Below are 12,790 nucleotides of genomic sequence, written 5' to 3'. Positions count from 1 at the left end.
TTCTACGTCGAAGTAGGTTTACAAGAGGGAACTGTAGCCCCTCGGGCCCGAGGCCTTCCCCAGACTATCTGTTTCGTGAGGAAGGCCACAGTTCTATCTCGTGTAGAAATTTGCCCGGACGTGTCGTGGACTGCTATGCGCATTCCGGCGATGATCCGTCGGTGTCAGGCGACCTTGGTGAGGGGCGCGTAGCGCAGGAGCAGCCGCTTCTCGCCGACGTCGAACCGCACCTTGGCCACGGTCTTGTCGCCCGCTCCCTCGACGGACAGCACCGTACCGTTGCCGAAGCTCGTGTGATTCACGTGGTCGCCGACGGTGACGGACACGACTTCCTTCTGGGGCTGCACGCGTCCCACGCTCTTCGACGACGGCGCGGCGCCCCCGGTGAATCCGCCGCCGCTCGCACCCCAGTAGGACCCGCTGAACCGTGGGCCACTGGTGCCGCCGCCGGAGGTCCAGGCGGGCTTCGCCGCGCCCTCGCGCTTCCAGTGGATGAGCTCCTCGGGGATCTCACTGACGAACTGGCTCGCCGGGTTGTACTGGCTCTGGCCCCACATGCTGCGCACCTCGGAGCGCGTGATGTACAGCCGCTGCCGGGCGCGGGTGAGGCCCACGTAGGCGAGGCGCCGCTCCTCCGCGAGTTCCTTCGGATCCGTCGCGGAGCGCTGGTGCGGGAAGATGCCCTGCTCCATGCCGGTGAGGAACACCACGGGGAACTCGAGGCCCTTGGCGGTGTGCAGGGTCATGAGGGTGACCACGCCCTGGGCGCGCGCCTCCTCGACGGCACGCTGCACGTCCGCGGCCGAGCCGTCGGGGGCGTCGGGGATCTGGTCGGCGTCGGCCACGAGGGCCACCTGCTCGAGGAAGTCGCCCAGCGTCCCCTCCGGGTTGTCCCGCTCGAACTCGCGCACGACGGCGACGAGTTCGGCCAGGTTCTCCACCCGTGACTCGTCCTGGGGGTCGTTGCTGGTGCGCAGCTGCTCCAGATAGCCGGTCTGTTCCAGGACGGCCTCGAGGGCTGCCGAGGCTCCCGAGCCGTTCGCGACCTCCGCGAGGTCGTCGATGAGCTTCACGAACCCGGCCACGGCGTTGACGGAGCGCGTGGCCATGCCGGGCGCGTGGTCGGCCCGCCGCAGGGCGGCCATGAAGCTGATCCGTTCGCGCTCGCTGAGGGACGCGACGGCGTACTCGGCGCGGTCGCCGATGCCGCGCTTGGGTTCGTTGAGGATCCGGCGCAGGTTCACGACGTCGTCCTGGTTCACGAGGACGCGCAGGTACGCCAGCGCGTCCTTGATCTCCTTGCGCTCGTAGAAGCGGGTCCCGCCGACCACCTTGTAGGGCAGGCCGACGCGCAGCAGGATCTCCTCGACGGAGCGTGACTGGGCGTTGGTGCGGTAGAAGATGGCGACGTCGCCGGGCCGGATGCCGTCCTCGTCCTGGAGTCGGTCGATCTCCTCGGCGATGAAGCGGGCCTCCTCGTGCTCGTTCTCGCCCACGTAGCCGACGATCTTCTCCCCACTGCCCTCGGCCGTCCAGAGCCGCTTCTCGGGCCGGTCGGGGTTGCGGGAGATCACCGCGTTCGCGGCGGTGAGGATGTTCTGGGTGGAGCGGTAGTTCTGCTCGAGCAGGATGGTGCGCGCGCTCGGGTAGTCGTTCTCGAACTCGACGATGTTGCGCACGTCGGCGCCGCGGAACGCGTAGATCGACTGGTCGGAATCACCGACGACGGTCAGTTCCGCGGGGTCGTCCGTGGATTCGCCCGGCACGCCGACGATCTCCCGGACCAGGGCGTACTGCGCGTGGTTGGTGTCCTGGTACTCGTCGACGAGGACGTGGCGGAAACGCCGTCGGTAGTAGTCGGCCACGCCGGGGAAGGCCCGGAACATGTAGACCGTCTGGGCGATCAGGTCGTCGAAGTCCATGGCGTTCGCCTGGCGCATGCGCTGGGCGTACCCCGTGTAGACCTCCGCGACGGCCTGCTCGAAGGGATCGGACAGGCTCGCCGTAGAGGCGAACGTCTCCTCGTCGACGAGCTCGTTCTTCAGGGCGCTGATCTTGTGTTGGATGGCCTTGGGCACGAACTTCTTGGGGTCGAGGTCGAGCCCCTTGGCCACGAGCGTGATGAGGCGCAGCGTATCGGCGGAGTCGTAGATGGAAAAGTTCGAGTTCAGGCCCACGGAGGCGGCCTCGCGGCGGAGGATCCGCACGCAGGAGGAGTGGAACGTGGAGATCCACATGCGCTTCGCGACGTCGCCCACCAGGCCCTCGATCCGTTCGCGCATCTCGGCTGCGGCCTTGTTCGTGAACGTGATCGCGAGGATCTGCCCGGGGTGGGAGCGGCCGGTGGCCAGCAAGTGGGCGATGCGGTGGCTGAGCACGCGGGTCTTGCCCGAGCCGGCGCCGGCGACGATCAGCAGCGGCGACCCGCCGTGTTTCACGGCTTCCTCCTGCTCCGGGTTCAGCCCGAGCAGGAGTTCCCGGGCCCGGTGCTCGTCCACGCCGGCGCGGGAGGGGACGTGTTCCGTGGCCGGGTCGGCCGCGTCGGACGCCGTTGCCATCGCTGCGTCCCGGGCGCGCTTCTTCTCGGCGGGCGTGGGCGGGGAGACGTAGGGATCGAAGAGCATGTCCATGGTGCATCAAGTCTAGGGCGTGCCCCCGACACGCACGGGGCACCCTCCCGGGTACGGGAATGCCCCCGCCGGAGGACCGGCGGGGGCAGTGGTGCAGGGGTGCGGTACTACTTCTCGGCCTCCAGTTCGTCCGCTTCGATGCCGAGGATCGACAGCTTGCCGCTCTTGCGGTCGGCGAGGTATGCACGCATCTCCCGCTTGATGACGGGGAGCAGGAAGTACACGCCGAGCAGGTTGACGAAACCGCAGACGAACAGCGCCGCGTCCGCGAAGCCGATGACCTGGCTGAAGGTCAGCACGGTCCCGGCGACGGTGAAGAACAGGAAGATGACCTTGTAGATGACTTCCGTGGTCTTGCCGCGGCCGAACAGGTACTGCCATGACTTGAGCCCGTAGTAGGACCACGTGATGAGCGTGGAGTAGGCGAAGAGCGACACCGCGATGGCGAGGACCACGGGGAACCAGGGGAAGACCGTGGCGAAGGCGTCCGAGGTGAGGATGACGCCGTCGGGTGTTCCTTCGCCTGCCTGGACCTGGTCGATGCCGGCCTGCAGGCTGGGCGCGCCCGCGATGATGATGGCGAGCGCCGTCATGGTGCAGATGAGGACCGTGTCGACGAGCGGCTCGTACAGGGCGACGAAACCCTCGCTGACCGGTCGGCGGGTCTTCACCGCGGAGTGCGCGATCGCTGCCGACCCGAGTCCCGCCTCGTTGGAGAACGCTGCACGGGTGAACCCGACGATCATGACGCCGAGGATACCGCCGGCGATGCCCTGGGGATTGAACGCCCCGGCGAAGATCGACGCGATGGCAGCCGGAACCTGTCCGAGGTTCACGAGGATGACGAGGAGGCAGGAGACCACGTACACGATGCCCATGGCCGGCACGAGCCGGCTGGTGGTGGCGCCGATGGACTTGATGCCGCCGAGGATCACGACCGCTACCAGTCCTGCGAGCACGAGCCCGAAGATCAGTGCAGCGCCGGGGCTGCCGAGGAGTCCGTCGGCGCCGCCCGTGACGTTCTGGACCTGGGCGAAGGTCTGGTTCGCCTGGAACATGTTGCCGCCGGCCACACCGAAGATCAGGATGGCGACCGCGAAGATACCGGTCAGGATCTTCGCCGGGATACTTCCGAACTTGCTGAACGCGATGGGCAGATACCGGAACGGTCCACCGCTGACGCTTCCGTCCTCGTGGACCTCGCGGTACTTGACGCCGAGGGTGCACTCGGCGAATTTCGTCGCCATGCCCAGCAGGCCGGCGAGGACCATCCAGAAGGTCGCACCGGGGCCGCCGAGCGCCATGGCCGCTCCGACGCCGGCGATGTTACCGAGCCCGACCGTCCCCGACAACGCGGACGTGAGGGCCTGGAAGTGCGGCACCTCCCCGGGGTCTTCCTTCGACGAGTATCGGCCGCGGACCACTTCGTACCCGACCTTCAGCCCCCGAACTGGATGAAGCCGAAGTAGACCGTGAAAATCACGCCCGCCGCGATGAGCCACAGGACGACGAACGGGAAACTCACGTCACCGATGGTGATGGGGAAGAACACGATCGTCGAGAAGGTCTCGGTGATGGGTTCGAACACCGCATTGATGGCGGCGTCGATCTCCGCGAGCCAGCCCACCTCCTCGGTCACAGTGGTCATGGGCAGTGCTGTTGAAATGGACATCTCTATAGAAAACCGCTCTTCGCGCGTGAGCGCAATCACAAGCCCCGTCGGGGAGGAATAAGTCAGGGTGGCAGGACGGCCTCCAGCGTGGTCGTGAGATGCCCGTGGACGCCGATCGTCACCCATACTTTTCTCATGGCACGCACCCGGGCTCAGATCGCACGCAAGCATTCCACCGGCACCGGCCCCGGGCCCGAAGCGCTCCAAACGGACCGCCGGCACTCCAACGGCAGCCTGGTCGTCATCGCCGCCGCCGTGGCCTCCCTCTTCCTCTTCTGGTACTTCCACCTGCTCACGCTCGGGCAGATGACCCAGCTCTCGGGAGGGCTCGCCATGCCCGACATGATGATCGGCGGCTACGACGCCGGCTACGCGGATCAACTCCGCGGTGCCATGGACGACGACGCGCGCGGCCAGCTGAGCTATCTCCACCGCACGGCCGGCACCCTGTTCCCGCTGATCTTCGCGTTCGCCTGGCTCCTGCTGATCCAGCTCAACGCCGGGCCCCGCTGGCTGCGCTGGCTCCTGTGGTCCCCCGTGATCCTGTTCGTCGTCGTCGACCTGTGGGAGAACATCGCGATCGACGCGATGCTCGCCGGCACCGGGGACGTGGGGCCGGCCTCGACGTTGACGGTCCTGCGCTGGGTACTGCTCGCGCTGAGCCTCGTAGCCGGTGCCGTCTCCGTGTTCCTGCCGCGGACACTCCGTACGGCGGGCGCCGGACCCGGAACGAAGAGCAGGTAAGCTGGGACCGCCGGATCGGCTCCACCAGCCGATCCGCGCCTCTGTAGCTCAGTAGGATAGAGCGTCCCTCTCCTAAAGGGAAGGTCGTCGGTTCGATTCCGGCCAGGGGCACCATCGCGGGCCACACGGGGAGCGGACAGCGCTCGGGACGGGGAAGGTGGCGGTCATGGCTGCGACCCCGACGATCACCGTCACGGCCCTGTGCCTGCTCGACGACGCCGGACGCTTGCTGCTCGTCCGCAAGCGCGGCACCGCCATGTTCATGCAGCCCGGCGGCAAGCCGGAACCCGGCGAGACGCCGGCGGAGACCGGCGCACGCGAACTGTCCGAAGAGCTGGGCCTGACCGTCCACCCCGAAGACCTCCGCCTGCTCGGCACCTGGGAAGGGCCGGCCGCGAACGAGGCGGACACCCGGCTCGTGGCCACGGTCTTCCGCTGCCCCCTCACCGCCCGGCCGTCCCCCGCCGCGGAGATCGAGGAGCTCACCTGGCTCGATCTCCGGGACGCAGCCGGACGCTCGGACCTCGCTCCCCTGCTGACCGACTACGTCGTCCCCCGGCTGCTCCGGGACCCCGAGCGGTCGGGGAACCGGGCCGTGCCCTGAGGAAAGTCCCGCCCCCTGAGCGGGTGGATCCGTCGGTGCCGGGGTGAGCACCCCGCATGGCTCAGGTCCGCTCTGCGCTCGTCACGGTCGTCCTGATGAGAGACCGGTCAGGGCTTCGGGGTCCTCGTCCACGGCGACGTTCTTCTGCACGGCGAACTGCGTCCGGTGAAGTTCCTCGTACCGTCCGCCGATCGCCAGCAGCTCGTCGTGCGTCCCCCGTTCCACGATTGCCCCGTCCTCGACCACGAGGATCAGGTCGGCGCTGCGGATCGTCGAGAGCCGGTGGGCGATGACCATGGCGGTCCGCCCCTCGAGCGCCTCGCTCAGGGCCGCCTGCACGGCGGCCTCCGACGTCGAATCCAGGGCCGCCGTGGCCTCGTCGAGGATTACGACGCGGGGCTGGGCGAGCAGGAGTCGCGCGATGGTCATGCGCTGGCGCTCGCCCCCGGACAGCCGGTACCCGCGCTCGCCCACCATGGTGTCGAGCTGGTCGGGTAGGGAACGGACCAACGGCTCCAGGCGGGCCCGCCGGACGGCGTCCCACACCTCGTCCTCCGTGGCGTCCGGGCGCGCGAGGCGGAGGTTCGCGAGGATGGTCTCGTGGAACAGGTGTCCGTCCTGCGTCACCATGCCGAGGGTGTGGCGCATCGAGGCGAACGTGACGTCCCGGACGTCGGCACCGGCCAGGCGCACCGCGCCGCTGTCGACGTCGTACAGCCGCGCCAGGAGCTGCGCGATGGTCGACTTCCCGGCGCCCGAGGTGCCGACGAGTGCCACGGTCTGGCCGGGATCGATGCGGAAGGACACCCCGTGCAGCACCTCCTCGCCGCCCCGGGTGTCCAGCGTCGAGACCTCCTCGAGGGAGGCGAGGGAGACCTTGTCGGCGGAAGGGTAGGCGAAGCGGACGTCGTCGAACTCGACGGACACCGGGCCGGCGGGGACGACGGCCGCGTCAGGCTTCTCCCGGATCAGCGGTTCGAGGTCCAGGACCTCGAAGACGCGCTCGAAGCTGACGATGGCGCTCATGATCTCGACGCGCGCGTTCGCGAGGCTGGTCAGCGGCGCGTACAGGCGGGTGAGGAGCAGGGCGAGCGTGACGACCTCGCCGGTGTCGAGCCGGCCCGCGAGCGCGAGGGTTCCGCCGAGTCCGTAGACGAGGGCGAGCGCCAGCGCGGAGACGAGCATGAGGGCGGTGAAGAAGACGAACTGCAGCATTGCGGTGCGCACCCCGATGTCCCGCACGCGCGCGGCGCGGACGCGGAACTCCTCGGCCTCCTCGTCGGGCCGACCGAAGAGCTTGACCAGCGTGGCGCCGGGCGCCGAGAAGCGCTCGGTCATCTGGGTGCTCATGGCCGAGTTGTGGTCGGCGGCCTCCCGGCGGAGCGCGGCGAGGCGGCTGCCCATGCGGCGGGCGGGCACCAGGAAGATGGGCAGCATGAGGACGGCGAGGACGGTCACGAGCCAGGAGGTGCTCAGCATGACGGCGAGGGTGAGGACCAGGGCCACCAGGTTCGTGACCACGCCCGATAGCGTGCCGCTGAAGGCCTGCTGCGCGCCGATCACGTCATTGTTGAGGCGGCTGACCAATGCTCCGGTCCGTGTCCGGGTGAAGAAGGCGATGGGCATCTTCTGCACGTGGTTGAACACGGCGGTGCGGAGATCCAGGATGACGCCCTCGCCGATGCGCGACGAGTACCAGCGGGTGAGCAGGGACACCCCGGCGTCCACGATCGCGACCAGGGCGATGATGGAGGCGAGCCAGACGATCGTCCGGACCTCGCCGTCGGCGACGATGACATCGACCACCTGCCCGGCCAGGACCGGCGTCGCGACCGCCAGGAACGCCCCGGCCACGGACAGCAGGATGAAGAGCACCAGTTTCGTCCGGTAGGGCACCGCGAAGGTCAGGATCCGGCGGACCGACTCCCGGGAGAAGCCGTGCTTGTTGTCCTTCGCCGTCGAGATCTTGTACAGCGAGCTCCACGCCGCGCCTTCCATGCTCATGGCCGTTCCTTCCGTGGATGCCGGTTCCGGCTCGGGTTCGTGGGCGTTCCTGCCCCGCCCGTCATGCTTCGGAACAATAAGTGGAGGTCCCGGTGTTCACCCCGGTAGTGTTCCGATTCCGGCCGCAAGCGGGCGAAGCGTATGCACCTAGGTTCAAGCTGTTCACGAGCCCTTCTATTTCCGGCGCCCGCCCGCGCATCCCCCACCCCAAGGAAGCATCCCATGAATCACCGCCTGTCCGTCCTCGGTGCCGCCGCAGCCCTTACGCTCGCGCTTGCCGGCTGCTCGTCATCAGCACCCGCCGGCGACGGTGCTTCCTCCGGTCCGGCGGAGCCGACCTCCCTCCAGGAGATCCAGGACGCAGGCGTCCTGACCGTCGGCACCGAAGGCACCTACAAGCCCTTCAGCTACCACGAGGACGGCAGCGGCGACCTCACCGGCTACGACGTCGAGGTCATCACCGCGGTCGCGGAGAAGATGGGCGTCGAGGCCGAGTTCGAGGAGACGCAGTGGGATGCGATCTTCGCCGGCCTCGAGGCCGGCAGGTTCGACGTCATCGCCAACCAGGTGTCCATCACGGACGATCGCAAGGAGACCTACGACTTCTCCACGCCCTACACGGTCAGCTCCGGCGTCATCGTCACCACCGCGGACAACGGCGACATCACGTCCTTCGAGGACCTGGCCGGCAAGACCACGGCGCAGTCGCTGACCAGCAACTGGAACGAGCTCGCCAAGGAGAGCGGCGCGAACGTCGAGGCGGTGGAAGGCTGGGCCCAGGCCGTCACGCTCCTCGAGCAGGGCCGCGTGGACGCGACGATCAATGACGAGCTGACGTACCTCGACTACCAGAACACCAACAACAACGAGGGCATCAAGGTCGCCGCCACCACGGATGAGACCTCGCAGAGCGCCGTCGCCGTGCGCAAGGGCAGCACCGAGCTGGTGGACGCCATCGATGCGGCGCTCGAGGAGCTGCGCGCCGACGGGACCCTGGCCGAGATCTCCGGGAAGTACTTCGGCTCCGACGTCAGCCAGTGACCCCGGCACCACGGCCGGATAGGCGGTCCGCACCGACCCGGAGCACGTCCTGATGGACTGGGAGCTGCTGCGCACCTCGTTCTGGCCCATGCTCTCGGGTGGTCTGACGGGCACAATCCCGCTCTCGCTCGCGTCCTTCGCGATCGGACTCGTGCTCGCGCTCGTGGTCGCACTCATGCGGATCAGCGGGAATCCCGTCCTGTCCGGGATCGCGCGCTTCTACGTGTCGGTCATCCGGGGCACGCCCCTGCTGGTGCAGCTGTTCGTCATCTTCTACGGCCTGCCCTCGATCGGGTTGACCATCGATCCGTGGCCCAGCGCCATCATCGCGTTCTCGCTGAACGTGGCAGGCTACGCCGCAGAGATCCTCCGCGCCGCCATCCTGTCCGTGCCCAAGGGCCAGTGGGAGGCGGGCCACACCATCGGCATGTCCCGCACGCTGACCCTGCGCCGTGTCATCCTGCCGCAGGCGGCGCGCGTCTCCGTGCCGCCGCTGTCCAACACGTTCATCAGCCTCGTCAAGGACACCTCCCTGGCATCACTGATCCTCGTGACGGAACTGTTCCGCGAAGCACAGCAGATCGCCGCCTACTCGCAGCAGTTCATGCTGCTCTATCTCGAGGCCGCGGCGATCTACTGGGTGTTCTGCCTCGTCCTGTCCGGCGGCCAGTCCGCACTCGAGAAGCGATTGGACCGCTATGTCGCCCGCTGATCCCCTGCATCGGCCTGCCACCGAGGGCCCCCTGTTGCAGGTCACGGACCTGGAGAAGTCCTTCGGGACCAACCGGGTGCTCTCCTCGATCGACCTGCGCGTCGACAGTGGGCAGGTCGTGGCCCTCGTGGGCCCCTCCGGATCCGGCAAGACCACCGTGCTGCGCTGCCTGAACGGGCTGGAGACGCCCGACGGCGGCAGGGTCGCCTTCCGCGGCGGCCCCTCGGTCGACTTCGGCGCCAAGGTCCCGGCGAAGGCGGCCCTGTCGCTGCGCGACCGGAGCGCGATGGTCTTCCAGAACTACAACCTGTTCCCGCACATGACCGTGCTGGAGAACATCATCGAGGGTCCCGTGCAGGTACAGAAACGGCCCCGGAGGGAAGCCGTCGCGGATGCCGAACGGCTGCTCGCCCGCGTGGGACTCGCGGAGAAGCGGGACGACTACCCGTTCAACCTGTCCGGCGGGCAGCAGCAGCGCGTCGGGATCGTCCGGGCCCTGGCCCTGCAACCGGACCTGCTCCTGTTCGACGAGCCCACGTCCGCCCTGGATCCCGAACTGGTCGGCGAGGTACTCGCCGTCATCAAGGAACTCGCCGAGGAGAAGTGGACCATGGTGATCGTGACCCACGAACTGGCCTTCGCCCGTGAGGTCGCGGACGAGGTCGTGTTCATGGACGGCGGGGTCGTCGTCGAGCACGGCCATCCCGATCAGGTGCTACGCAACCCCCGCGAGGAGCGGACGCGCCGGTTCGTGCAGCGCCTGCTTCACCCCTTCTAGGTCGGTGTTCGGCGGTATCCTGCTCAGCGCGATGCCGCCGGCACCGGAGATGCCGGGGTGTCGCGCCCCGGCATGCGGCGTCGACGGCTGACGCGGGCACGACGCCGCACCCGTGGTCAGGCCGCGATACGGTCCGGGTGGGAGTAGCAGTTCAGCGTCGTGCCGCGGCTGAAGCCCACGAGCGTGAGCCCGGCGTCGTCCGCGAGGTCGGCCGCGAGCGACGACGGCGCGCTCACCGCTGCGAGGACCGGGATGCCGGCGAGCTGCGCCTTCTGCACGAGCTCGAAGGAGGCCCGCCCGGAGACCTGCAGAATGGTTCCGCGCAGCGGCAGCATGCCCTCGCGCAGGGCCCAGCCCACCACCTTGTCGACGGCGTTGTGCCGTCCCACGTCCTCCCGGAGGCACAGGAGCTCCCCCTCTGCGGTGAAGAGCCCGGCGGCGTGTACGCCGCCGGTGCGGTCGAACAGCTTCTGGCTCTCGCGCAGGCGGTCCGGCAGGGAGGCGAGGATCCCGAGGTCCACCGGGGATGCGTCGGTGTGCAGGTCGAACCGGGAGGACTTCCTGACGGCGTCGATCGACGCGGTGCCGCAGATCCCGCACGAGCTCGAGGTGTAGACGTGGCGCTCCATGGCGGTATCCGGCAGTTCGACGCCGGGGCGCAGCTGTGCCTCGACCACGTTGAAGGTCTGCTGCCCGTTGTCGTCCACGCCCGCGCAGTACCGCAGGCTCGGCAGCTGGCCCGGCTCCCAGACCACGCCCTCGGAGACGAGGAAACCCGCCACGAGGTCGAAGTCGTCGCCGGGCGTACGCATCGTCACGGTGAAGGCCCTCCCGTCGAGGCGGATCTCCAGTGGCTCCTCGCCCGCGAGCACGTCCTCGCGACGTCCCGTCTGCGCGCCTACCCGGAACTTGGTGATGCGGCGGCGCTGCGTGACCCGGTTCATCGGGTTCTCCTTACCTCGGCCCCGGGAAGAGGCTGGTCGGCCCGGGCTGTGACTGGTGTGTCGGCTTCGACACGGGAACGTGGACGCCGTCCGGCTATGTCCGTGGGCCTGCGGGCGCCCAGGGCAGTGACAGGGCCGGCACCGGGTCGCCGGCCCGGCAGCCTTCGGGCGGGACCACCATGACGCCGTCGGCCGAGGCGAGCCCGCGGAGCATCCCGGAGCGCTGGTGGGTGCTCGGCACGGCCTGTCCGGACTCCATCCGGTAAGGCACAAGACGGCTCCTTCCCGGCAGGGGATCGAAGGCGTCGGCCGTCGCCACCGGTGAGGGCTCGTCCAGGGACGATCCGCGAAGCCCCGCGAGCAGGGGGCCTGCAACCGTGATCATCGCCATCATCGCGGCCAGCGGGTTGCCGGGGAGCCCCACGAGGAAGCGCCCGTCGGGCAGCCTGGCGAGCAGCGTCGGGTGTCCGGGCCGCATGGCGATCCCGTCGATGAGCATTTCTGCGCCGACCTCCATGAGTGCCCGGCGGATGTGGTCGGCCATCGAGTTGCCGGTCCCGCCCGTCGTGATGAGTATGTCGCCGGACGCCCGGGCGAGGGAGAACTCGTCGGTGGGCTCGGCGCTGATGGCCGCGACGACGTCGTCGAGGTCGTCCTTCGCGCGGCCTGCGACGTCGACGTGGCCGCCCAGCATCGCGACGAACCCGGGCAGCTGGGGGCCGAAGGTGTCACGCACCTGGCCCGCATGCGGCAGGCCGTGCTCGATCACCTCGTCGCCGGTCATCAGCAACGACACGCGCGGGGCCCGCAGGACGGCGAGGGTGTCGTGGCCGCAGACGGCGGCGAGGGCTATCTGGGCCGGGTTGAGGACGACGCCGACGGGGATCGCCAGGGACCCCTCGTCCGCTTCCTCACCGGCGGGCCTGATGTGCTCGCCGGGTGACGGCTCGTCGGGTCGCGCGGACCCGTTGCGGTCGAGCATGGCTCCGCGAACGGCGCCGTGTTCGGTCCGGAGGATGCCGACGGTGTCCTGCGGGACCACGCCCCCGGTGAGGATGAAGGTCGCCTCGCCCGGCGCGAGCGAGATCTCGCCCGAATCGCTGTGCGGGGACGGCCTGCCGCGCGGGTGGTCCTCCGGTTCGGGGCGGGTCACGAGCGTCCAGGGCGGTTCGCCGTTGACCGCCCAGCCGTCCATCGCGGACGACGCGTAGTGCGGGATGGACTGCAGCGCGTGCACCGGCTCCGCGAGGGTCTGCCCGAGTGCGTCAGCGAGCGGGACGGTCTGGAACGGCAGGGGACGTCCGGCGCCGTAGGCCATGGTGCGGGCCGTCGCCCAGTCGACATTGGTTGCTGCGCCGCCCTCGATCATGCGGCGCCGCCTTCCGCCGCGGCCTCCGCGCACAGGGCATCCGCGACGGCCAGCGCCGAGCGCATGGCCACGTCCTCGTCGGCCTGCCCGCTGCCGACGGCCAGACCGGCGGCATAGCCCACCACGAACGTCGTCAGGGGTGCGGCGGGGCGCACCACACCGTGGGCCGCCTTGCCCGCCAGGCCGAGCACGGCGTCGATGTCCACGTCCGTGCCGTCGATCTCGAAGGCGGCGAGCAGCCGTCCGGTCCATTCGTGCAGCAGCTTCTGGCGATCGTCCATGAGCCCTCCGG

General features: G+C 69.1%; 12 protein-coding genes and 1 tRNA gene. 6 read left to right on the top strand and 7 right to left on the bottom strand.

Translation table 11 applies throughout. The annotated features are described in order from the left end of the window. Positions 1 to 164: 164 nt before the first annotated feature. The 3 genes from pcrA to ACX80F_RS11445 all read right to left on the bottom strand — a co-directional run bounded on the left by pcrA (position 165) and on the right by ACX80F_RS11445 (position 4,278). The gene (pcrA, locus tag ACX80F_RS11455) at positions 165 to 2,630 is read right to left on the bottom strand and encodes a DNA helicase PcrA (protein ID WP_459336520.1); all 2,466 of its coding nucleotides are present in this window, start codon (positions 2,628 to 2,630) and stop codon (positions 165 to 167) included. Between the two features lie 107 nt (positions 2,631 to 2,737). Continuing rightward, entirely contained in the window at positions 2,738 to 4,054 is a 1,317-nt protein-coding gene (locus ACX80F_RS11450; protein WP_459336519.1) for an alanine/glycine:cation symporter family protein, read from the bottom strand. Between the two features lie 14 nt (positions 4,055 to 4,068). Next, positions 4,069 to 4,278 (bottom strand): hypothetical protein, encoded by a 210-nt coding sequence (locus tag ACX80F_RS11445; RefSeq protein WP_459336518.1) that lies wholly within the window; start codon positions 4,276 to 4,278, stop codon positions 4,069 to 4,071. Between the two features lie 159 nt (positions 4,279 to 4,437). Here ACX80F_RS11445 and ACX80F_RS11440 point away from each other — a divergent pair, with 159 nt between their 5' ends. From ACX80F_RS11440 to ACX80F_RS11430, 3 genes are all read left to right on the top strand, one after another. Next, positions 4,438 to 5,046 (top strand): hypothetical protein, encoded by a 609-nt coding sequence (locus ACX80F_RS11440; protein ID WP_459336517.1) that lies wholly within the window; start codon positions 4,438 to 4,440, stop codon positions 5,044 to 5,046. A 37-nt stretch (positions 5,047 to 5,083) separates the two neighbouring features. After that, positions 5,084 to 5,160 (top strand) — tRNA-Arg (locus tag ACX80F_RS11435). A gap of 52 nt (positions 5,161 to 5,212) precedes the next feature. Then, positions 5,213 to 5,650 carry an NUDIX hydrolase gene (locus tag ACX80F_RS11430; RefSeq protein WP_459336516.1) on the top strand — a complete coding sequence of 146 codons (438 nt, stop codon included), beginning with the start codon at positions 5,213 to 5,215 and terminating at the stop codon, positions 5,648 to 5,650. An 81-nt stretch (positions 5,651 to 5,731) separates the two neighbouring features. Here ACX80F_RS11430 and ACX80F_RS11425 read toward each other — a convergent pair whose 3' ends face one another. Beyond that, positions 5,732 to 7,654, bottom strand: coding sequence for an ABC transporter ATP-binding protein (locus ACX80F_RS11425; RefSeq protein WP_459336515.1), 1,923 nt, complete (start codon positions 7,652 to 7,654; stop codon positions 5,732 to 5,734). Between the two features lie 222 nt (positions 7,655 to 7,876). Between ACX80F_RS11425 and ACX80F_RS11420 the strand changes: the two genes are divergently transcribed. From ACX80F_RS11420 to ACX80F_RS11410, 3 genes are read left to right on the top strand one after another with little or no spacing between them, the layout of a single operon-like run. Continuing rightward, positions 7,877 to 8,695: an amino acid ABC transporter substrate-binding protein gene (locus ACX80F_RS11420; RefSeq protein ID WP_459336514.1), complete on the top strand. Its 819-nt coding sequence runs from the start codon at positions 7,877 to 7,879 to the stop codon at positions 8,693 to 8,695. Between the two features lie 52 nt (positions 8,696 to 8,747). Beyond that, positions 8,748 to 9,407, top strand: coding sequence for an amino acid ABC transporter permease (locus tag ACX80F_RS11415; RefSeq protein ID WP_459336513.1), 660 nt, complete (start codon positions 8,748 to 8,750; stop codon positions 9,405 to 9,407). Then, a complete protein-coding gene (locus ACX80F_RS11410) occupies positions 9,394 to 10,185 on the top strand; it encodes an amino acid ABC transporter ATP-binding protein (RefSeq protein ID WP_459336512.1) in 792 nt (263 codons plus the stop codon). Before ACX80F_RS11415 ends, ACX80F_RS11410 begins: the two co-directional genes overlap by 14 nt. Positions 10,186 to 10,301: 116 nt before the next feature. On the opposite strand, the gene fdhD is transcribed toward ACX80F_RS11410, so the two are convergent. The 3 genes from fdhD to ACX80F_RS11395 all read right to left on the bottom strand — a co-directional run bounded on the left by fdhD (position 10,302) and on the right by ACX80F_RS11395 (position 12,779). After that, a complete protein-coding gene (fdhD, locus tag ACX80F_RS11405; RefSeq protein WP_459336511.1) occupies positions 10,302 to 11,129 on the bottom strand; it encodes a formate dehydrogenase accessory sulfurtransferase FdhD in 828 nt (275 codons plus the stop codon). Positions 11,130 to 11,223: 94 nt separating this feature from the next. Continuing rightward, on the bottom strand, positions 11,224 to 12,498 hold the full coding sequence (locus ACX80F_RS11400; RefSeq protein ID WP_459336510.1) for a molybdopterin molybdotransferase MoeA: 1,275 nt from the start codon (positions 12,496 to 12,498) through the stop codon (positions 11,224 to 11,226). Next, complete coding sequence (locus ACX80F_RS11395) at positions 12,495 to 12,779, bottom strand: DUF6457 domain-containing protein (RefSeq protein WP_459336509.1); 285 nt, start codon at positions 12,777 to 12,779, stop codon at positions 12,495 to 12,497. The genes ACX80F_RS11400 and ACX80F_RS11395 overlap by 4 nt, the downstream gene beginning before the upstream one ends. Between the last annotated feature and the right edge of the window lie 11 nt (positions 12,780 to 12,790).

Source organism: Arthrobacter sp. TMS2-4 (assembly GCF_054511075.1).
The sequence above is the reverse complement of the archived record's forward strand: the minus strand, read 5'-3'. Positions and strand labels throughout refer to the sequence as shown.

What these genes read in the sequence shown, in the direction of transcription:
- pcrA (WP_459336520.1), bottom strand. Translation starts at nt 2,630, where the DNA reads ATGGACATGCTCTTCGATCCCTACGTCTCCCCGCCCACGCCCGCCGAG.
- ACX80F_RS11445 (WP_459336518.1), bottom strand. Translation starts at nt 4,278, where the DNA reads ATGACCACTGTGACCGAGGAGGTGGGCTGGCTCGCGGAGATCGACGCC.
- ACX80F_RS11440 (WP_459336517.1), top strand. Translation starts at nt 4,438, where the DNA reads ATGGCACGCACCCGGGCTCAGATCGCACGCAAGCATTCCACCGGCACC.
- ACX80F_RS11430 (WP_459336516.1), top strand. Translation starts at nt 5,213, where the DNA reads ATGGCTGCGACCCCGACGATCACCGTCACGGCCCTGTGCCTGCTCGAC.
- ACX80F_RS11425 (WP_459336515.1), bottom strand. Translation starts at nt 7,654, where the DNA reads ATGAGCATGGAAGGCGCGGCGTGGAGCTCGCTGTACAAGATCTCGACG.
- ACX80F_RS11420 (WP_459336514.1), top strand. Translation starts at nt 7,877, where the DNA reads ATGAATCACCGCCTGTCCGTCCTCGGTGCCGCCGCAGCCCTTACGCTC.
- ACX80F_RS11415 (WP_459336513.1), top strand. Translation starts at nt 8,748, where the DNA reads ATGGACTGGGAGCTGCTGCGCACCTCGTTCTGGCCCATGCTCTCGGGT.
- ACX80F_RS11410 (WP_459336512.1), top strand. Translation starts at nt 9,394, where the DNA reads ATGTCGCCCGCTGATCCCCTGCATCGGCCTGCCACCGAGGGCCCCCTG.
- fdhD (WP_459336511.1), bottom strand. Translation starts at nt 11,129, where the DNA reads ATGAACCGGGTCACGCAGCGCCGCCGCATCACCAAGTTCCGGGTAGGC.
- ACX80F_RS11400 (WP_459336510.1), bottom strand. Translation starts at nt 12,498, where the DNA reads ATGATCGAGGGCGGCGCAGCAACCAATGTCGACTGGGCGACGGCCCGC.
- ACX80F_RS11395 (WP_459336509.1), bottom strand. Translation starts at nt 12,779, where the DNA reads ATGGACGATCGCCAGAAGCTGCTGCACGAATGGACCGGACGGCTGCTC.